Origin of the sequence: Sphingomonas rhamnosi (assembly GCF_036663615.1) — a bacterium.
Classification (GTDB): Bacteria; Pseudomonadota; Alphaproteobacteria; order Sphingomonadales; family Sphingomonadaceae; genus Sphingomonas.
Genome location: NZ_JAXOJJ010000005.1, coordinates 188,949 through 208,472 on the forward strand (window position 1 = coordinate 188,949; position 19,524 = coordinate 208,472).

The following is a 19,524-nucleotide window of genomic DNA, read 5'->3' on the forward strand; positions in this document are numbered from 1 at the left end:
GTCCTTCAAATGGTGTCGGCTGTCCTTACAGCCCTGCGGTCGCTGCGGCTACCCGTATCTATAATGCGCGTCAAGGCTGGCTAATGTAATTTAGTTGCGAATTGCTGCAGCTGCGTCGGGTCGGTGAGGCGGTGCCAGGCGGGCGGGGGCTGGTTGCGGAACCAAGTGTACTGGCGCTTGGCGTAGCGGCGGGTGACGAGGCGGAGGGCCTCAATCGCGGCTTCGCGGTCGGTGGTGCCCGCCAGGAGCGCGGCGACTTCGGGGACGCCGATCGTCCGGCGGATGGGCGCTTCGGCGGGCAGGTCGGCGCGGGCGAGCAACGCTGCGACTTCGTCGATCGCGCCGGTGTCGAGCATCGTGGTGGCGCGCGCGTCGATGCGGTCGAACAGCCAGGCGCGGTCGGGCAGCAGGATGGCGGCGCGCAGCTCGATGCGGTCGCCGATGCCGCCGGTGAGGGCGGATTGCCAGTCGGCCAAGGTGCGGCCGGTGGCGCGGACCACCTCCAGCGCGCGGGCGACGCGGGTGGTGTCGTTGGCGGTCAGGCGGGTGGCGGCGGCTGGGTCTTCGACGGTGAGGGCGACGTGCGCTTCGGCCACCGGTAGCGCGCGGACGGTGGCGCGGATTTCTGGATCGATCTCCGGCACGGGCGCGATGCCGTCGATCAGCGTGCGCAGATACAGGCCGGTGCCGCCGACGAGGATCGGGAGCTTGCCTTGGGTGAGCGCGGCGTCGATCGCGGCGCGCGCTTCGCCGGCCCAGCGGGCGGCGGAGTATCGGGTGTCGGCAGCGTCGATATGGCCGAACAGGGTGTGCGGGGCTTCGGCCTCCTCCTGCGGCGAGGGGCGCGCAGTCAGGATGCGGAGGTCGGCATAGACCTGCGCGGAGTCCGCATTGATGACTACGCCGTCGTGGGCGCGGGCGAGGTCGATCGCGAGCGCAGACTTGCCGCTCGCGGTCGGCCCTGCGATGAGCGCGACCCTGGGACGGTCGGAGAAAACCATGTTCATCGCGACGTTGATAGCATCCGGTTCGCTTGACGCGGGCGATATTTCCAGCGCGATGGACCGGCTCGCCGCGGCGGGTTGCGCGCCGGGCGCCCAGGGGTGGATCGACGAAGGCGTCGCGGCAGATCTTATCTTCGGCATGGCGCCCGATGCGGCTCGGGTCGCGCTGGAGGGCGCGTTCGCGGGAACCGACGTGGTGGTGCAGCCGAGCTTCTCGCGGACCAAGGCACTGCTGATCGCGGACATGGATTCGACGATGATCACGGTCGAATGCATCGACGAACTCGCCGATTATGCCGGGATCAAGCCGCAGATCGCCGAGATCACCGAACGCGCGATGCGCGGCGAACTGGATTTCGAGGCGGCGCTGGATGCGCGGGTGGCGTTGCTGAAGGGGCTCGACGAGCGCGACATCGCGCGGTGCCTGGCCGAGCGGGTGACGATCATGCCGGGTGCGAAGGCGCTGGTGCGAACGATGCGGGCGCGGGGATGCGTGACGATCCTGGTGTCGGGCGGGTTCACGCGGTTCGCTGACCCGGTGGCCAAGGAGATCGGCTTCGATCGTGCGATTGCGAATGTGCTTCGGATTGCGGACGGCCGGCTGGCGGGCACGGTCGCAAAGCCGATCGTCGGGTCGGACACCAAGCTGGCGACGCTCGAGGCGGCGGTGGCGGCGCGCGACATCGCGATCGAGGCGACGCTGGCGGTCGGCGACGGTGCGAACGACCTGGCGATGATCCGCGCGGCGGGTCTGGGGGTGGCGTATCACGCCAAGCCGATCGTCGCCGAGGCCGCGGCGGCGCGGGTCGATCATGGCGACCTGACCGCGTTGCTCTACGCGCAGGGGATCGCGCGTAGCGAGTGGGTGCTCGAATGATTGTAGCGCGGTCCCCCGCGTAGAGCGGGACTACGGACCGCCGCGAGTCAGGGGGCGACGACGACGCAGGGTGTGCCGGCGTTGGCGCAGGCGCGGGTCGCGGCGACCTTCGACGCAAAGCCCCCGGCCTGCAGGCGAGTGACCGAGCCGGCCTTGACGTAATAGGGCTGTGCGCCGCCGAGCTTGCCGCGAACGCGCGTCCAGAGCGACTGGGCGTTGCCCTGATCGGCGAACGCGCCGAGCTGGATGCGCCATTTGCCCGACGCGACGGCGGGTTTGGGTGCCGGCTTGGGCGCAGGCTTCGGAGCGGGGGCCGGTTTCGCGCTAGGCGCCGGGTGGGACGGCGGTGGCACCCGGATTGGAAGTCCGCTGTTCTGCGCCGTCGTCGGACGCGGCGCCGGGGTCGTGCGCACGTCCGAAACGGTCGAGCGTCGACCGCCGGCGTCGCGTGCAGCGGACGGGACCTGCGTCTGCGCCGCATATTGGCGGGCGAGCGCGGTGCCCTTCTCGCGGTCGGCGGGGGAAATATACTGGTCCATCTGCGCCAGAGTCTGCGATGCCGAGGGCAGACCGGATTCCGATGCGCGTGTCATCAGCGCATAGGCCCGCGGGTAATCGCGCGCGACGCCGTCGCCGTTGAACAGCATCGTGCCGAGCACGAGCTGGGTACGCGGTTCGCCGCGCGCGGCGGACTTTTCGAGCCAGGGCAGCGCATCGGCCTTCTTGTTCGACTGGAACAGCGCCAGCCCGTAATTGTCCTGCGCCTGTTCATGGCCCTGCAGCGCGGCCTTGCGGAACCAGCTTTCGGCGAGCGCGGGATCGACCGGAACGCCGCGCCCGAGCTTGTAGGCCTGTGCTAGATTGAACTGCGCATCGGCGTCACCGGCGACGGCGAGAGGGCGCCATTCGGCGATGGCCTTGGTAAAGTCGCCCTTGGCCCAGGCGTCGACGCCGGCCTTGACGTCGGCGCCGGCCGGCATCGCTGCGCTCATCAGTCCGAGCGCCACCGCGCCCAAAATCCGCTTCCGCATCGTCCACCCCAAAAACCGTCTATCGCCGCATCATGCCGGGCTTGGCGCCTGAACGCAAAGGAGAAGGCACGGATTCATTTACCATGTTTGCCGGGCCCGCGGCGTTAACCAGTCCTTAGACCTGCGCATGGCATTCCCCTGATCGATCGAGGGGAGTTTGGGGCACTATGCGCGTTCTGGCGTTGGCATCGCAGAAAGGAGGGTCGGGCAAGACCACGTTGTGCGGCCATCTGGCGGTGCAGGCGGAGCGTGCCGGACAGGGCCCGGTCGTGCTGATCGATATCGACCCGCAGGGATCGCTGTCCGACTGGTGGAACGAGCGGACCGCGGAGACGCCGGCGTTCGCACAGACCAGCGTCGCGCGGCTTGCCGCCGATCTCGAGGTTCTGCGCCAACAGGGTTTCAAGCTGGCGATGATCGACACGCCGCCGGCGATCACCGTCGCGATCCAGAGCGTGATCGCGGTCGCCGAACTGATCGTCGTGCCGACGCGGCCGAGCCCGCACGATTTGCGCGCGGTCGGCGCCACGGTCGACCTGTGCGAGCGCGCGGGCAAGCCGCTGATCTTCGTCGTCAATGCGGCGACGCCCAACGCGCGGATCACCTCCGACGCGATCGTTGCGCTGTCGCAGCACGGCACCGTCGCGCCGATCACGGTCCACCAGCGCACCGACTTCGCCGCGTCGATGATCGACGGCCGCACGGTCATGGAGATCGACGCCAGGAGCAAGGGCACCGCCGAGATCGAGGCGCTGTGGACCTATGTCTGCGATCGGTTGGAGAAGAATTTTCGCCGCACCGTGTTCAGCGTGCCCGCCGCCACGGCGATGGGGCAGCGCGGCGCGCCGGGCGGCTTCGGACGCCGGGTGGTGTGATGAGCGAGCCCAAACCCATGGCGTCGCTGACATCGGCGTTGCTCGCGCGCAAGGGTTCCGCACGCCCGGCGATGCGCCCGCAAGCACTCGGCAGTGCGTACGGTCCGGGCGACGATCTTGGGTGGAACGACATGGGGGCCGAACGGTCGGCCGCGCCGGTTCCGCCGGTACTGGTCGAGCGCGCGGCGCTGGCGACCGAGATCGAACGCACTGCGAATCCCGTCCGCCAGGTCGCGGTCAGTCCCGTCTCGGTCGCTACCGCGGCGCGGATCGGTCGCGAAAGCGCCACGCAGACCAAGGGGCGCAAGGCCGCGTTCACGCTGCGCCTGGATGCCGACCGCCATCTGAAGCTGCGGCTGGCGAGCGCGCTCACCAAGCGCTCATCGCAGGCGCTGGTATCGCAGGCGCTGGATGCCTTTCTGCTGTCGTTGCCCGAGGTGGATGCGCTCGTCGCGCAGCTGCCCCCGGCGGAGCCCGCGGTTTCGGAGACATGAGGATTTTTCCGATGAAGACGAACAAGATTGTGATTTCGGCGGTCTCGGCGCTGGTGCTGGGCGGACCGATGGTCGGGTGTGCGGCGAACGGCGGGGGCGTCGCTTCCGCCAGCGATCGCGCGGGCGCGGTCGCGGAAACGAGCGCGGCACGCGACGCGGGTCGCGCACAGACCGCGCTGGCCAAGCACCAGGACGCGCAGGCGATCGGCTTTGCCGAAAGCGCCGTCGCGGCGATGCCGCGATCGACCGAGTATCGGCAGTTGCTCGCGCAAAGCTATATGCAGGGCGGCCGCTTCACCTCGGCGGCGCAGGCCTATGCCGACGTGCTGGCGCTGTCGCCGAGCAACGGCAAGGCGGCGTTGAACCTGGCGCTGGCGCAGGTCGCGACCGGCGACTGGCAGGGCGCGCGCGCGACTCTGGCGACGTATCAGGCGGTGATTCCGGCGGGCGACCGCGGGCTCGCGCTGTCGCTGGCGGGCGATACCGCGGGGGGCATTGCGGTGCTGACCGCGCTGGCGCGATCGACCGAGAGTACGCCCAAGATCCGGCAGAATTTGGCGCTGAGCTTTGCGCTGACGGGGCAGTGGCCGTCGGCCCGCGTCGTTGCGGCCGCGGACATGGCGCCGGCGGATGTCGACGCGCGACTCGAGCAATGGGCGCGCTTTGCCCAGCCGGCGACGGCGTCGGACCAGGTGGCCGGGTTGCTCGGCGTGCGCGCGGTGCAGGATGGCGGGCGGCCGGTCGCACTCGCGCTCAACGCGCCGGTCCAGGTCGCGCCGGATGTAGCCCCCGTCGCGATGGCGGCGGCGGAGCCGCTGATCGTGCCGGCGCCGGTCGTTGCGTCCGAGGCGCCCGCTGCGGCGGGCTTTTCCAAGGTGACGTTCGGACCGCGACAGGAAGTCGTCCAGGCGGTGCCGACGATGCTGCTGCGTCCGTCGGGCGTGACGAAGGTCGCGCTGGCGCAGCAGGCGTCGATGTTCGCTGCCGCGCGGCGCAAGCCGGCGACCGGGACCTGGTACGTCCAGCTCGGCGCGTTCGAGAATGCCGGGGTAGCGAAGGACGCGTGGGGCCGTGCGACGCGCCGGTTCGCGCAGTTTGCCGGTCATTCGCCCAATGGCATGACGTTCCGCACGAAGGGCGACGAATTCTACCGCCTATCGGTGGGCGGGTTCAGCCGGGCCGATGCCGATTCGGTGTGCCGCCAGTACCGCGCCAAGGGCGGCGATTGCTTCGTCCGGATGGGCGCGGGCGACCAGATGGCGCAGTGGTTGCGCAAGCCGGGGATGCAGCTGGCGGCGCGCTGACCGCCTAGGCGACCTCGCGGCCGCCCTTCCACAAGCGCAGAACCTTGCCCTGCACCGGCAGGCCGTCGAACGGGGTGTTGCCGGCCTTTGCCTTGAACGCGTCGCCGACGATCTGCCAAGGCGCCTGCGCGTCGTAGAGCAGCAGGTCAGCGGGCTTGCCGACCTCCAGCGTGCCGGTGTCGAGCCCGAGCACCAGCGCCGGATTGCGCGCGAGCAGCGCGAACAGCCGGGGCAGGGTGATCGCCTCGTCGCGGACCAGCATCAGCGCGAGCGACAGCAGGGTTTCGGCACCCGCCATGCCGGCGTTCGAATCGGCGAAGGGCAGGCGCTTCGCCTCGGGGCCGTGCGGGTCGTGGCCCGAGCCCAGCACGTCGATGGTGCCGTCGGCGATCGCGGCGACAGCGGCGCGGCGATCGTCTTCGCCGCGCAGCGGCGGCGAGAGATGCGCGAAGGTACGGAAATCGCTGACCGCGATGTCGGACAGGTGCAGATAGGCCGGGGTGATGCCGCAGGTGACCGCGACGCCGCGCCGCTTGGCCGCGCGGATCAGGTCGAGACCGGCGGCGGTGGTCACCTGGCGGATATGGAGGCGGGCGCCGGTCTCCTCCGCCAGCATCAGGTCGCGGGCGATCGCCAGCGCTTCGGCGATCGCGGGGGCGGCGGGCAGGCCGAGCCGTGTGGCGGTCTCGCCCGACGTCGCGACCGCGCCGGCAGTCAGCCCGCCATCTTCGGCGTGAGCCACCACCGCGACGTCGAGGTCGCGCGCATAGGCGAGCACGCGGTGCATCACCCCCGAATCGGCGATCCAGCCGCGCCCGGTGCCGACCGCGCGCGCGCCGGCGGACAGGCAGATCGCCATTTCGGCGAGGTCGCGGCCCTCCAGACCGCGGGTGGCGGCGGCGATCGGGTGGATCCAGAGATCGGGCTTGCCGATCAGCGCGGCGCGCTGGACGATTCCGGGGTCGTCGAGCACCGGCGACTGATCGGGCATCACCCCGACGCGGACGATGCCGCCGGCGCGGAACGCCGCGCGGTCGATCGCGAACACGCCGAGATCGACGATGCCGGGTGCGAGCGTCTTGCCGCCGCAATCGATCGTTTCGGCGTCGGCGGGGACGTCGAACAGCCCGGTGGCGACGATCACGCCGTCTCGGACGAGGATGCCGCCGCGCGACACGCCGGCGACGGGGCAGACGAGTTCTGCATCGAGGAAGGCGCGGATCATGCCCAGCCCTCCACGCCGCGGGCCCTGCGGGTCAGCACGTCGAGGCAGGCCATGCGGACCGCGACCCCCATCTCGACCTGTTCGGTGATCGCCGAGCGGGCATGGTCGGCGACCGCGGAATCGATCTCGACACCGCGGTTCATCGGGCCGGGGTGCATTACCAGCGCATCGGGTGCGGCGCGCGCGAGGCGATCGAGCGTCAGGCCATAGCGGAGGCGGTATTCGCGCGTGGAGGGGACATAGGCGCCGTCCATCCGCTCGTTCTGCAGGCGGAGCATCATCACCACGTCGGCGCCGTCGAGCGCCTTGTCGAAGTCGGTGAACGGGGTGACGCCCATTCGCTCGATCGCGGGGGGCATCAGCGTCGAGGGGGCGCAGACGCGCACCTCCGCGGCGAGCGCGGTCAGCGCGAGGATGTTCGAGCGCGCGACGCGGCTGTGGAGCAGATCGCCGCAGATCACGACGCGCTGGCCGGCGATGCTGCCCTTGCGGCGGCGGATCGTCAGCGCGTCGAGCAGCGCTTGCGTGGGGTGTTCGTGGCGGCCGTCGCCCGCGTTGAGCACCGGGCAGTCGACCTTGCCCGCGATCAGGCGGACCGCGCCCGAGCTCATATGGCGGATGACGATGACGTCGGCGCGCATCGCGTTGAGTGTCATCGCGGTGTCGATCAGCGTCTCGCCCTTCTTCACGCTCGACTGCGCGGTGTGCATGTTGACGACGTCGGCGCCGAGCCGCTTGCCGGCGATCTCGAACGACAGGAGAGTCCGCGTGGAATTCTCGAAAAAGGCGTTGATCTGGGTGAGGCCGGCGAGGCGCTTGTCGGGGGTGGCGTGCGTGCGGTTCGCCTCGACCCAGGTCTCGGCTTCGTCGAGAAGGAACGCGATCTCGTGCGGCTGGAGCCCGTCGATCCCGGTCAGATGCCGGTGCGGGAAGACGGCGCCGCCCTTGATCAGGGTGGCGGGGCGGTGGTCGGACATGCGCATCAAAATGGCGCGGTAGCGGCCGCGCGCGCGACGGGCAAGCGTGCCGCGTGGTTAACCCGTCGTTAGGCGGTGGGTGGCAGGGTGGCTACGACAGGGGGACGGCGTGCAGACAGAATCGAACTGGTGGGAACGGCAATGGGTGTCGGTGGCGCTGGCGCTCGCCTGCGCGGTGCCGTTGCTATGGCCCGCGCTGCCGCCGCTTTCCGACCTGCCCGGGCATATGGCGCGTTGGCATATCGCGACCGCGCTCGCCGGATCGGCCGATCTACAGCGCTATTACGACTATCACTGGGCGCTGATCCCCAATCTGGGGATGGACCTGCTCGTCCCTGCACTGGCGGCGATCCTGGGGCTCGAGCCCGCGACCAAAGTGGCGGTGATCGCGATCCCGGTGATGACCGCGGGCGGGCTGCTGTGGATGGCGCGCGAGGTCCATGGGCGCGTTCCCCCGACCGCGCTGTTCGCGCTGCCGCTGGTCTATGCCTGGCCGTTCCAGTTCGGCTTCGTCAATTTCGCGCTGTCGCAGGGGTTGGCGTTCTGCGCCTTCGCGCTGTGGGTGCGGCTCGGGCGGCAGGAACGGTTCGCGGTGCGCGCCGCGGTGTTCGTGCCGATCGCGTGCGTGCTGTGGATCGCGCACAGCTTCGGATGGGGGATGTTCGGGCTGATGGCGGGCGGCGCGGAACTGGCGCGGTTGCGCGCGCGTGGCAGCAGTTGGGGGGCGGCTGTGCTCGGCGCGGGTGCGCAATGCGCGTCGCTGACGGTGCCGATCGTCTTCATGCTGGGCGGCGGCGGGGCGGCGCTGGGCGCGGACGACTGGTTCAACATTCCGGTCAAGATCCTGTGGGTCACAGCGATGCTGCGCGATCGCTGGCAGTGGTTCGATCTGCTCTCGCTCGTGCCGTTGCTGGGCATTTTGTACGTCGGCGCGCGTAGTCGCGCGCTCGGCTTCGCGCCGATGCTCGGATGGCCCGCGATGCTGTGCCTGGCGGCGTTCGTCGCGTTGCCGCGACTGCTGATGGGCGGGGCCTATGTCGACATGCGGATGGCGCCCGCCGCGGTCATGCTCGCGATCGTCGCGATCGCGCCGGCGCGGGGCGAGCTGCGGTTCGGCCGGACGCTCGCAGCGGTCGGGCTGGCGGTGCTGATAGTTCGGCTGCTCGGCGGGACCGTGAGCTTCGCCGAGCGGTCCGCCGAGCAGCAGCGCGAGCTGGCGGCGGTCGAGTCGATCCCGCGCGGTGCGGCAGTGCTGTCGTTGATCGCCAGGCCGTGCCCGGACGCGTGGTCGGACTTGCGGCGCGACCAGCTCGGCAGCATCGCGGTGGTGCGCCGGGACGCGTTCGTGAACGGGCAATGGGCGCTGCCGGGACAGCAGTTGCTGCGGATCCGCCATACGCAAGCCGCGCCGTATCTCGTCGACCCGTCGCAGCAGGTGCTGCCCGCGCGGTGCGCCGATATCGGCTCCAACTTCGCGGTGGCGATCGCGCGCTTCCCGCGCGCGGCCTTCGACTATGTGTGGACGATCGGTTTTCCGCCTGGCGCGGCCAGGGCGTCGGACCTGCGGCTGGCGTGGACCGACGGTCGGTCGGCGCTGTACCGGGTGGCGCGCTAGATCTGGACCGATACGAGCGCGTCGATCGCCGCCTGCAGGATATGCGCGGCGGCATGGTTGTCGATGAGGTCGGCGCGCTTGGCCCGACTAAAATCCTGTTCGATCAGCACGCGCTCGGCCGCGACGGTCGACCAGCGTTCGTCCCATAACAGAATGGGATAGCTCAGGTCCTTGAGGTTCTGCGCGAAGGCGCGGGTCGACTGCGACCGGGGGCTTTCGCTGCCGTCGAGATTGATCGGCAGGCCGATGACCAGGCCGACGACCGCCTGTTTGGCGATCAGATCGACCAGCGCCGCCTTGTCCTTCTGGAACTTGGTGCGGCGGACGAGCGTGGCGGGGCTGGCGAAGCTCCAGCCGGCGTCGCAGAGCGCGGTGCCGATCGTCTTGGTGCCGACGTCGAGACCGATCAGCCGACCGCCGTTCGGCAGCGCGTTGCGGAATTGCGCGGAGGACAGCGTGATCATCGGAAAGCCGCCAGTCGGCGGTCGGCGTCGGCGCGGACGTTCGCCCAGAACAGGCTGTAATCGTAGACGTGATAATTGTTGCCGGGGAGGACATAGGGTCCGACATCGGGCGCCTCGCCAATCGCGAGGAACCCGCGGTCGATGCAGCGGGCGGGCACGCGGCCGGGCACGATCTGCGCGGTGCCGAGGTCCTTCGAGGGATAGAGCGTACCGAGGTTCAGCGACGCCGGTGCCGGCGTGTCGGGGCGGCCGAGGATCGGGTTGGTGCAGACCATCGGGGTGTGATCGCGCGGGCGGCCGTCGAAGCCGGTGGTCTTGTCGTACGCGTCGACGACCAGCGACGGGTCGGCGGGCTCGGCGAAACTCTGCCATGAGAGGATGCACCGGGTCTGCGCGGGTTGGCGGCATTCGGGCAGGCCCAGGCGGGCGAGATCGGTGACGCGCGAGACTGGCCAGCCGACGACATAGGCGGCGACGATGCGCCGCGCGAGTTTCGGATCGGTGGCGACGCGGTCGCGCAGCAGGCGGGTCAGGTGCAGCGCGCCCTGGCTGTGGCCGGCGAGGATGATCGGGCGATTGCCGGCCTGTTTGAGGAAGACGTCGAATGCGGCGGTGACGTCGCTGTAAGCGAGCTGCAAGGCGCGTTCGCTGTCGGCGACGCTAGTGAAGAACGCGCCGAACGTCGCCTGGCGGTAGCGCGGCGCCCAGATGTCGCCGGCGGCGTTAAACGCGCTCGCCTGGCCGCGGAGGAAAAGCTCGGCGCGGGAATTGGTTTCGGGATCGTCGATCGGCGCGTTCCAGTGATCGCGGCTGATGTACGAGGTCGGGTGGATGAAGAAGATCGCCGCGCCGGTGCCGGGTTTGCCGGGGGTGTAGCCGGCGGGCGTCCATAGCGCGGGGTTGCCGAGCTTGTCGGGGCGCGCCAGCCACATCACCGGGCGTTCGTAGATCGCCGCGGCGACCCTGGGCTGGTCGCGGAACGCCTCGCCCGGGACCATCGCCATCCGCATCAACTGCGTGCCGAACAGGCGATAGGCGAAGGCGGCGGCGATCGCGAGGACGATCAGCGTCGCGACGATATAGAGGAATTTGCGGGCCAAGCGGGACTTTCGGATGCTGTCGGTATTCCGTGCCGCAAGCGTGGGAGCGTTGCAATCGTCGTTGCCCCCCATCGCACGCACCGTACGCGGTTCTCCCGCGAAAGCGGGAGCCCAGGGTCGCCGGGGACGGCGTCCGAGACTCCTGGACTCCCGCTTTCGCGGGAGAACGGGCCGTGGCGATGAGAGCCGCGCGCCAAAAGCGTTGCGCCTGCGCGGGCGGCGGTGCTAGCCGGGCGGCATGTCAGTCGATACCGCAACCGTGAAACGGATCGCGAGCCTAGCCCGCATCGCGATCACCGAGGAGGACGCCGCGATCATGGCGCCCGAACTCGACAACATCCTCCACTGGATCGAGATGCTGGGCGAGGTCGATACGACCGGCGTCGAGCCGATGACCGCGGTCATCCACAACACGCTGCGCCTGCGCGACGATGTCGTCACCGATGGCGGCATTCGCGAGCAGGTTCTGGCCAATGCGCCGGTGGCCGAACACGGCTTCTTCGCCGTGCCAAAGGTGATCGAATAATGACCGAGCTTACCGACTTGGGGATCGCAGGGATCCGCGACGGCGTCCGCGATGGCGCGTTCAAGGCCCGCGACGTGGCCGAAGCGTTCGTCGCAAAAGTCAGCGCTGCCAAGGCGTTGAACGCGTTTCTTGTCGAGACGCCGGAGCATGCGCTGGCGGCAGCCGATGCCGCCGATGCGGCGCGGGCTGCGGGCGAGACGTTGAAGCCGCTGGCCGGCGTGCCGATCGGCATGAAGGATCTGTTCTGCACCGCGGGCGTGCCGACGACCGCGGCGAGCCATATCCTCGAAGGCTTCACGCCGACCTATGAGTCGACCGTTTCTGGCAATCTGTGGGCTGCGGGCGCGGGGATGCTCGGCAAGTTGAACATGGACCAGTTCGCGATGGGCTCGTCGAACGAGACCAGCGCGTTCGGCAACGTGATCTCGCCGTGGCGGCGGAGCGATGGCGGCAACGCGGCCCTGGCGCCTGGCGGTTCGTCGGGCGGGTCGTCGGCGGCGGTGGCGGCACGGCTGTGTCCGGGCGCGACTGGCACCGATACCGGCGGGTCGATCCGCCAGCCCGCCGCGTTCACGGGCATCTCCGGCATCAAGCCGACTTACGGCCGATGCTCGCGCTGGGGAACGATCGCGTTCGCGTCGAGCCTCGACCAGGCCGGCCCGATGGCGCGCGACGTGCGCGATTGCGCCATCATGCTCGGGGCGATGGCCGGGTTCGATGCCAAGGACGCGACGTCGCTAAAGCTTGATGTGCCGGTATGGGAAGCTGGACTCTCCAGCGATCTCAAGGGTTTGCGGGTCGGTATTCCCAAGGAATATCGGGTCGACAACATGCCCGAGGAGATCGAGGCATTGTGGCAGCAGGGCATCGCCTGGCTGAGGGATGCGGGGGCGGAGATCGTCGAGGTCTCGCTGCCGCACACCAAATATGCGCTGCCGGCCTATTACATTATCGCGCCGGCCGAGGCGTCGTCGAACCTCGCGCGCTATGACGGCGTGCGCTACGGCATCCGCGACCTGCCCGCGGGGGCGGGACTGCAGGACATGTATGCGGCGACCCGCGCCGATGGCTTTGGCCCCGAGGTGAAGCGGCGGATCATGATTGGCACCTATGTGCTCTCGGCCGGCTTCTACGACGCCTATTACACGCAGGCGCAGAAGATCCGGACGCTGATCGCGCGCGATTTCGAACAGGCCTGGGCGAAGTGCGACGTGCTGCTCACCCCGACCGCGCCGTCGGCGGCGTTCGCGCTGGGCGAGAAGTCGGACGATCCGATCGCGATGTACCTCAACGACGTGTTCACCGTGCCGTCGTCGCTGGCGGGCCTGCCGGCGATGTCGGTGCCGGGTGGCCTCGATCACCACGGCCTGCCGCTGGGGCTCCAGATCATCGGCAAGCCGCTCGACGAGCAGGGCGTGCTCAACGCCGGGTTGGCGATCGAGGAACGCGCCGGCTTCGTCGCGCGGCCGGACGTCTGGTGGTAGGCAATCGTGCCTTCGCCGCTCGCAACGTCGAGGTCCTGCGCGAGGCGCAGACCGCGTTGAATGTGGCGTTCGGGGCGATCCTGAGTGCCTATGTCGGGGTGTCGCTGTCGGAGATCGACAACCACCCGTTCGACCAGCGCGCATTGGCGTGGTTCTTCCTGGGGCTTGCAGTGTTCATCCTGTGCCTGTGCGTCGGCAACAGCGTGATCCTGCGCGGCGATTATCGGCTGGGCGCGACCTTCCTGCTTTTTGCCGGCGTTGCCGCGGCGGCGGCGCACCACGAGGCGATTGCGATGGGGTTCGAAGGCGCGATCCTTCGCATCCTGTCGGCCTGCTGGGTCGTCGGCCTGCTGGGCAGCAACGCGGTCCTGACCGCGATCAACTATATTCATCATCGGAACCGGATATGAGCGACTACCGCATCACAGGCGAAACCGGCGAATGGGAGGTCGTGGTCGGCCTGGAAGTCCATGCGCAGGTGACGTCGAACGCCAAGCTGTTCTCGGGCGCGGCGACCGCGTTCGGCGCGGAGCCGAACACGCAGGTGAGCCTGGTCGACGCGGCGATGCCGGGGATGCTGCCGGTGCCGAACCGCGAATGCATCCGCCAGGCGGTGCGTACCGGCATGGCGATCGAGGCGCAGATCAACCGGTGGTCGCGGTTCGACCGCAAGAACTATTTCTACGCCGATCTGCCGCAGGGCTATCAGATCAGCCAGCTGTACCACCCGCTGGTCGGCGAGGGCGCGATCGACATCAGCTTGGACGACAAGAACCCCGATGCGGCCGGCAAGCGGATCGGGGTGGAGCGGATCCATGTCGAGCAGGACGCGGGCAAGCTGATGCACGACCAGCATCCGACCCAGTCGTACGTCGATCTCAACCGGTCGGGCGTTGCGCTGATGGAGATCGTCAGCAAGCCGGACCTGGCTTCTCCTGCTGAAGCAGGGGCTTATCTGCGCAAGCTCCGATCGATCCTGCGCTATGTCGGTAGTTGTGACGGCAATATGGAAGAGGGATCGATGCGCGCCGACGTCAATGTCAGCGTGCGCAAGGCCGGCGACGAACTGGGCACGCGGACCGAGACCAAGAACGTCAATTCGGTGCGCTTCGTGATGGCGGTGGTCGAGCAGGAGGCCAAGCGGCAGGTCGAGGTGCTCGAGGCTGGTGGCAAGATCCAGCAGGAAACGCGGCTCTACGATCCCGACCGCAACGAGACGCGGTCGATGCGGTCGAAGGAAGATGCGCATGATTACCGCTACTTCCCCGATCCCGATCTGTTGCCGTTGGAACTCGACGACGCGTTTCTCGAGGAATGCCGTGCGAGCCTGCCCGAGCTGCCCGACGCCAAGCGTCGCCGGTATGAGTCGCTCGGGATCACGCCCTATGCCGCCGCGGTGCTGACCGCGGAGGTCGAGGCGGCGCGGTGGTTCGATGCCCTGCTCGATACCGGTGCGAAGCCGGTGGCGGCGGCGAACTGGGTAAATTCGGAGCTGTTCGGTGCGCTCAACCGGCTGGGACGGAGCATCGAGGATTCGCCGGTCAGCCCGGCGCAGGCAGCGGAATTGCTGGCGCTGGTCGCCGACGGGACTCTGTCGGGGAGTCTCGCCAAGCAGGTATTTGAGGTGATGCTCGAGACCGGCGACGGTGCCGCCAAGGTGGTCGAGGATCGTGGGCTCAAGCAGACCAGCGATACCGGCGCGATCGAGAAGGTGATCGCCGAGGTGATGGCGGCGAACGCCGACAAGGTGGCGGATTATCGCGGCGGCAAGGACAAGCTGTTCGGGTTCTTCGTCGGGCAGACGATGAAGGCGATGGGTGGCAAGGCGAACCCGGCGGTGGTGAACGAGTTGTTGAAGACGGCGCTGGGGTAATCTTTCGTCATGCCGGACTTGTTCCGGCATCCACCGGTTGGCAAACTCTCAGCTATCGAATGTGCGGCACGGTGGATGGACCCCGGAACAAGTCCGGGGTGACGGAGCGCGGGAGGGGTGGCAATGACGACCATGGAAGGCGGGTGCCAGTGCGGGCGGGTGCGCTATGCCGTGGAGATCGACGACGACAGCGCCTATCTCTGCCATTGCCGGATGTGCCAGCGCGCGACCGGTGGCGTGTCGATCGCGTTCAAGGGCGTCGCGAAAAGCGCGCTGACCTGGACGACGCGCGAGCCGGATCGCTACGCGTCCTCGCCCTTCGCCGATCGCGGCTTCTGTTCGGCGTGCGGGACGCCGCTGACCTATGAGCGGCCCGACGCGGCGGGCATGGACCTGACCGTCGGCAGCTTCGACGATCCGTCGCGCTTCGTGCCGGTCAGCCATTCGGGGGTCGAGAGCTGGCATGCCGCCTGGCTTGACACGACCGGCCTGCCCACGACACGCACCGAGGACAACGCGCCCATCGTGGCCAAGTGGATCGAAACCCGTGGCAGACTACCCGACTGAGTATTTCGACAGTTTCGACGGCACCCGGATCGCCTGGCACGAGATCGGCACGGGGCGGCCGGTGGTGCTGATCCATGGTTATCTGTCCGATGCGAAGACCAACTGGATCAGATATGGCCATGCCGCCAAGGTCGCGGCCAAGGGGTTCCGGGTCATCATGCCGGACCTGCGCGCACATGGCGACAGCGACCGGCCGCACGACGCGGCGGCGTATCCAAAGGATGCGCTGACCCGCGACGGGCATGCGCTGGTCGCGCATCTGGGGCTGACCGATTATGATCTGGGCGGCTATTCGCTGGGCGCGCGGACGACGTCGCGGATGCTGGCGACTGGCGCCAGCCCGCGGCGGGTGATCTTTTCGGGCATGGGGCTGGAGGGGCTGACCGAGACCAACCGGCGCAGCGGGCATTTCCGCAATATCCTGACCCGGCTCGGCGAGCATGTCCGCGGGACGCCCGAATGGCTGGTCGAAGCGTTCCTGAAGACCACCGGGGGCGATCCGGTCGCGTTGCTCGGCATATTGGAGACGTTCGCGGATACCCCGCTGGAAACCGTGAAGGGCTTTGCGCAGCCGACGCTCGTGGTGTGCGGCGCGGAGGATTTCGACAATGGATCGGCGAAGGAGCTGGCCGATGCGCTGCCCGACGGGCGCTATGTCGAGACGCCGGGCGGGCATATGAGCGCGGTCGTGAAGCCCGAGCTCGGGCAGGCGATCGCGGACTTTCTCGCGGCTTGACCGCGTCATGCGGGCGCCGCACTCTGAAGATATTATAAGGGGATAATGATGGTTCGTTTCACCGTTTCGACGATCGCGCTCGCCTGCGCGATGCTCGGCGCTTCCGCCGTGTCCGCGCAGACCAAGCCGACGGTTGCCGAGGCCGACGCTTATGTCGCCGAGGCCGAGAAGACGCTGGCTGCGGACGGTGTCGATGCGGCGCGGATGGCGTGGGTCAACGCGACCTACATCACCGACGATACCGATGCACTGGCGGCCAAGTCGGGGGCGAAGTCGACCGATCTGGCGGTGAAGTACGCGCTGGGTGCGGCGAAATACGCCAACCTGCCGGGGCTGTCCTATGACACCAAGCGCAAGCTGAACCTGCTGCGCGGCGGGCTGACCTTGCCCGCGCCGACGCGCCCGGGTGCGTCGGACGAACTGGCGACGCTGACGACGAAAATGTCGTCGGCCTATGGCAAAGGCAAGGGCACGCTCGACGGCAAGCCGATCAACGGGTCCGACATCGAGGCGGCGATGGGCGAGAGCCGCGATCCCGCCAAGCTGAAGGAGATGTGGATCAGCTGGAACGATAACGTCGGCGCCCCGATGCGCGGCGATTATGCCAAGATGACCGCGATCTCCAACGAAGGCGCGCGCGAGCTGGGTTACAAGGATGTCGGGGCGCTGTGGCGCTCCGGCTATGACATGGACCCGGCGGCGTTCGCGGCGTTGACCGACAAGATCTGGCTCGAGGTCGAGCCGCTGTACAAGGCGCTGCACACCTATGCCCGGTGGAAGCTGAACGCGAAGTACGGCGACGCGGTGCAATCGAAGACCGGGCCGATCCGCAGCGACCTGCTCGGCAATATGTGGGCGCAGGAATGGGGCAATATCTACGACATCGTCGCGCCTGCGGGTGCGGGCAATGTCGGCTATGACGTCGGCGACCTGCTCAAGGCCAAGGGCTATGAACCGGTGAAGATGGTGAAGCAGGGCGAGGCGTTCTACTCGTCGCTCGGCTTCCCGGCGCTGCCCGGCACGTTCTGGGAACGGTCGCAGATCACCAAGCCGGCGGACCGCGAGGTCATCTGCCATGCCTCGGCCTGGGACGTCGATGCCGTCGACGACCTGCGGATCAAGATGTGCACGAAGGTGAACGCCGACGACTTCGTGACGATCCATCACGAGCTCGGCCACAACTATTACCAGCGCGCCTATAACAAGCAGCCCTTCCTCTACAAGAACGGCGCCAATGACGGCTTCCATGAGGCGATCGGCGATACCGTGGCGCTGTCGATCACGCCGGACTATCTGGTCAAGATCGGGTTGCTCGACCAGACCAAGGTGCCGACCCCGGACAAGGATATCGGGCTGCTGCTGCGCCAGGCGATGGACAAGGTCGCGTTCCTGCCGTTCGGGCTGATGGTCGACAAATGGCGCTGGGGCGTGTTCTCGGGCCAGATCCCGACGACGGGCTATCAGGCCGGATGGGACAAGCTGCGGCTGCAGTATCAGGGGATCGTCCCGCCGGTCGCGCGCGACGAGACCAAGTTTGATGCGGGCGCCAAATATCATATCCCGGCGGCGGTGCCGTACACGCGCTACTTCCTGGCGCGGGTGCTGCAGTTCCAGTTCTACAAGGCGGCGTGCGACCAGGCCGGGTGGAAGGGGCCGCTGCATCGCTGCTCGTTCTTCGACGACAAGGCGGTCGGGACCAAGCTGAATGCCATGCTGAGCATGGGGCAGTCCAAGCCCTGGCCGGACGCGTTGCAGGTGTTCACCGGCAGCCGCGAGATGTCGGGCAAGGCGCTGGTCGAGTATTTCGCGCCGCTGAAGGCGTGGCTCGACGTTCAGAACAAAGGGAGGCCGCAGGGATGGTAATGGGGTCTTTGGCCGTGGCGGGGATGGCCGCGGCGAGTGCGACGCCGGTGACGGTCGAGATCGTCGCCTCGGGGCATGTCGAGACCCCGGCGACCGCGTATCGCGTGTCGGGCAATGTGCTGGCCTGTGCCGCGACGCAGGCCGAGGCGGACCGGCTGCTCGCGCAGAAGACCGCGGCGATCGATCAGTCGGTGACGGCGATCGGAGCGCGGAAGGCGTAGGGGATGGAGAAGCCGTCGCTGACCTCGATGGTGGCGGGCCTGATGGCGACGCGGACCGCGAGCGAATGCAATAGCGATCTCACCGCGCTGCTGGGTTCGTCGAAGGACGACAAAGCTGCAGCCGGGAAGGTCGACGCGCCGACCGGCCCGAAAGTCGGCGCCAACGCCGGTCTGTCGTTCGACGCACCGGACCGCGCGACCGCGACGCGCGTGATTGCGGCGTTGAAGGCAGCGGATGCGAAGCCGTCGGATCTGGTGACGCCCGTGCTGATCGATGATGCCGGCCCAAAGCGGACGGCGAAACAACAGGCCCTGGCCAAGGCGCGCACCGAGGCGGATGCCTATGCCGGGCCGCTGGGGCTCGGTCGCGTGACGCTGGCGGCGATCAGCGAGCGGCAGGATATCGGGTCGGTGGATTATATCGGGCAGATGTTGAAGTCGTTCGGACTGCCGATGAACGCGACGGCGGATACGGTCTCGACGGACGTGACGTTGACGGTGACGTTTCGGCTAGAGCGGTAGCGGCTGTTCGCCGAGGGGGAGGGGGCATGCCCTCTTCCCGTTCGTCCCGAGCGTAGTCGAAGGGGACCTGTCGCAGCCAGACATCGCGGTTGCGGCATAGTGCTTCGACTTCGCTCAGCACGAACGGTTTTGGACGTTGTCCGGCCCTGACAGTGAGCGCCTGCGGCTCCCGGACTCCCGCCTTCGCGTCAGACCATGCGTTATTCGGGGATCGTGCCTTCGTCGGCGATGCCGGCTTCGAACGAGGCCGAGGAGTCGGTGCCGTCCGCCTGGTGCGCGCCCTTGGGTTCGGATTCGAACGGCTGTTTCGGGGCCTTGGGCGTGCTGCCACGCAGAGCCAGGAGCGCGCCGACCGCCGCGGCCCCGACCGCAGCGACGCCGCCCGCTACCACCGCAGCACCCCATTTGCCGCCGATCTTGTCGGTGGCGCGCTCCAGCGGAGTCTTGACCGGCGTCTTGCGCGCGGCCGCGGGCTTGACGCGAGGCGCGCCGCGTTTGGACGATCGCGGCTTGACGGCCTTGGGTGCCGCGGGTTTCGCCGCCGCTTCGACGGGTTTGGCGGTCGCGCCCTTGGAGGGCGCGACGCTGGTGTCCGCGGGAGGTTTCGTCGCCACGGGCACGGCCTTGGGCGGCTTTGGGGTGGGCGTCTTGCGCGCCGCGCGCCGACGCGGTTTCGGGGCGTCGGGAGTCGGCGTCTCGGGCGTATCGGCCATGAAATGCTCCTGCGAGATGAGTCCGGGTGCAGCGCGCATCATCCCCCGATCCG

General features: G+C 68.5%; 21 protein-coding genes. 14 read left to right on the top strand and 7 right to left on the bottom strand.

Features of this window, described 5'->3' with window-relative positions; genetic code table 11:
- Nucleotides 1-80 precede the first annotated feature (80 nt).
- Nucleotides 81-1,007 (bottom strand): tRNA (adenosine(37)-N6)-dimethylallyltransferase MiaA, encoded by a 927-nt coding sequence (gene miaA, locus U1701_RS12440; RefSeq protein ID WP_332782881.1) that lies wholly within the window; start codon nt 1,005-1,007, stop codon nt 81-83.
- On the opposite strand from miaA, the gene serB reads away from it, so the two are divergent.
- Nucleotides 1,000-1,881, top strand: a complete 882-nt coding sequence (gene serB, locus U1701_RS12445; protein WP_332782882.1) for a phosphoserine phosphatase SerB — start codon at nt 1,000-1,002, stop codon at nt 1,879-1,881. The genes miaA and serB overlap by 8 nt on opposite strands.
- Before the next feature lie 47 nt (nt 1,882-1,928).
- Here the strand turns inward: serB and U1701_RS12450 are convergent, their stop codons facing one another.
- Nucleotides 1,929-2,912, bottom strand: coding sequence for an SPOR domain-containing protein (locus U1701_RS12450; protein WP_332782883.1), 984 nt, complete (start codon nt 2,910-2,912; stop codon nt 1,929-1,931).
- A gap of 167 nt (nt 2,913-3,079) precedes the next feature.
- Between U1701_RS12450 and U1701_RS12455 the strand changes: the two genes are divergently transcribed.
- From U1701_RS12455 to U1701_RS12465, 3 genes are read left to right on the top strand one after another with little or no spacing between them, the layout of a single operon-like run.
- Complete coding sequence (locus U1701_RS12455; protein ID WP_332782884.1) at nt 3,080-3,787, top strand: AAA family ATPase; 708 nt, start codon at nt 3,080-3,082, stop codon at nt 3,785-3,787.
- Nucleotides 3,787-4,281: a hypothetical protein gene (locus U1701_RS12460; protein WP_332782885.1), complete on the top strand. Its 495-nt coding sequence runs from the start codon at nt 3,787-3,789 to the stop codon at nt 4,279-4,281. Before U1701_RS12455 ends, U1701_RS12460 begins: the two co-directional genes overlap by 1 nt.
- Before the next feature lie 11 nt (nt 4,282-4,292).
- A complete protein-coding gene (locus U1701_RS12465; protein WP_332782886.1) occupies nt 4,293-5,585 on the top strand; it encodes an SPOR domain-containing protein in 1,293 nt (430 codons plus the stop codon).
- A 4-nt stretch (nt 5,586-5,589) separates the two neighbouring features.
- Here U1701_RS12465 and U1701_RS12470 read toward each other — a convergent pair whose 3' ends face one another.
- Entirely contained in the window at nt 5,590-6,810 is a 1,221-nt protein-coding gene (locus tag U1701_RS12470; RefSeq protein ID WP_332782887.1) for a dihydroorotase, read from the bottom strand.
- A complete protein-coding gene (locus U1701_RS12475; protein WP_332782888.1) occupies nt 6,807-7,793 on the bottom strand; it encodes an aspartate carbamoyltransferase catalytic subunit in 987 nt (328 codons plus the stop codon). The genes U1701_RS12470 and U1701_RS12475 overlap by 4 nt, the downstream gene beginning before the upstream one ends.
- A gap of 103 nt (nt 7,794-7,896) precedes the next feature.
- Between U1701_RS12475 and U1701_RS12480 the strand changes: the two genes are divergently transcribed.
- On the top strand, nt 7,897-9,402 hold the full coding sequence (locus U1701_RS12480; RefSeq protein WP_332782889.1) for a hypothetical protein: 1,506 nt from the start codon (nt 7,897-7,899) through the stop codon (nt 9,400-9,402).
- Here U1701_RS12480 and ruvX read toward each other — a convergent pair.
- Nucleotides 9,399-9,866 carry a Holliday junction resolvase RuvX gene (gene ruvX, locus U1701_RS12485; RefSeq protein WP_332782890.1) on the bottom strand — a complete coding sequence of 156 codons (468 nt, stop codon included), beginning with the start codon at nt 9,864-9,866 and terminating at the stop codon, nt 9,399-9,401. The genes U1701_RS12480 and ruvX overlap by 4 nt on opposite strands.
- Nucleotides 9,863-10,966, bottom strand: coding sequence for a DUF3089 domain-containing protein (locus U1701_RS12490; RefSeq protein WP_332782891.1), 1,104 nt, complete (start codon nt 10,964-10,966; stop codon nt 9,863-9,865). Before U1701_RS12490 ends, ruvX begins: the two co-directional genes overlap by 4 nt.
- Before the next feature lie 238 nt (nt 10,967-11,204).
- Here U1701_RS12490 and gatC point away from each other — a divergent pair, with 238 nt between their 5' ends.
- The 9 genes from gatC to U1701_RS12535 all read left to right on the top strand — a co-directional run bounded on the left by gatC (nt 11,205) and on the right by U1701_RS12535 (nt 18,758).
- Nucleotides 11,205-11,492 (top strand): Asp-tRNA(Asn)/Glu-tRNA(Gln) amidotransferase subunit GatC, encoded by a 288-nt coding sequence (gene gatC, locus U1701_RS12495; protein ID WP_332782892.1) that lies wholly within the window; start codon nt 11,205-11,207, stop codon nt 11,490-11,492.
- The gene (gatA, locus tag U1701_RS12500) at nt 11,492-12,976 is read left to right on the top strand and encodes an Asp-tRNA(Asn)/Glu-tRNA(Gln) amidotransferase subunit GatA (protein ID WP_332782893.1); all 1,485 of its coding nucleotides are present in this window, start codon (nt 11,492-11,494) and stop codon (nt 12,974-12,976) included. The genes gatC and gatA overlap by 1 nt, the downstream gene beginning before the upstream one ends.
- Nucleotides 12,970-13,386 carry a hypothetical protein gene (locus tag U1701_RS12505; RefSeq protein ID WP_332782894.1) on the top strand — a complete coding sequence of 139 codons (417 nt, stop codon included), beginning with the start codon at nt 12,970-12,972 and terminating at the stop codon, nt 13,384-13,386. Before gatA ends, U1701_RS12505 begins: the two co-directional genes overlap by 7 nt.
- Nucleotides 13,383-14,849 (top strand): Asp-tRNA(Asn)/Glu-tRNA(Gln) amidotransferase subunit GatB, encoded by a 1,467-nt coding sequence (gene gatB / locus U1701_RS12510; RefSeq protein WP_332782895.1) that lies wholly within the window; start codon nt 13,383-13,385, stop codon nt 14,847-14,849. The genes U1701_RS12505 and gatB overlap by 4 nt, the downstream gene beginning before the upstream one ends.
- A 123-nt stretch (nt 14,850-14,972) precedes the next feature.
- Nucleotides 14,973-15,416, top strand: coding sequence for a GFA family protein (locus tag U1701_RS12515; RefSeq protein ID WP_332782896.1), 444 nt, complete (start codon nt 14,973-14,975; stop codon nt 15,414-15,416).
- Complete coding sequence (locus U1701_RS12520) at nt 15,397-16,152, top strand: alpha/beta fold hydrolase (RefSeq protein WP_332782897.1); 756 nt, start codon at nt 15,397-15,399, stop codon at nt 16,150-16,152. Before U1701_RS12515 ends, U1701_RS12520 begins: the two co-directional genes overlap by 20 nt.
- A 48-nt stretch (nt 16,153-16,200) precedes the next feature.
- A complete protein-coding gene (locus tag U1701_RS12525; protein WP_332782898.1) occupies nt 16,201-18,015 on the top strand; it encodes a M2 family metallopeptidase in 1,815 nt (604 codons plus the stop codon).
- The gene (locus U1701_RS12530; protein ID WP_332782899.1) at nt 18,015-18,236 is read left to right on the top strand and encodes a hypothetical protein; all 222 of its coding nucleotides are present in this window, start codon (nt 18,015-18,017) and stop codon (nt 18,234-18,236) included. The genes U1701_RS12525 and U1701_RS12530 overlap by 1 nt, the downstream gene beginning before the upstream one ends.
- A gap of 3 nt (nt 18,237-18,239) precedes the next feature.
- Nucleotides 18,240-18,758 (top strand): SIMPL domain-containing protein, encoded by a 519-nt coding sequence (locus tag U1701_RS12535; protein WP_332782900.1) that lies wholly within the window; start codon nt 18,240-18,242, stop codon nt 18,756-18,758.
- A gap of 200 nt (nt 18,759-18,958) precedes the next feature.
- Here U1701_RS12535 and U1701_RS12540 read toward each other — a convergent pair whose 3' ends face one another.
- The gene (locus U1701_RS12540; RefSeq protein WP_332782901.1) at nt 18,959-19,471 is read right to left on the bottom strand and encodes a hypothetical protein; all 513 of its coding nucleotides are present in this window, start codon (nt 19,469-19,471) and stop codon (nt 18,959-18,961) included.
- Nucleotides 19,472-19,524 lie beyond the last annotated feature (53 nt).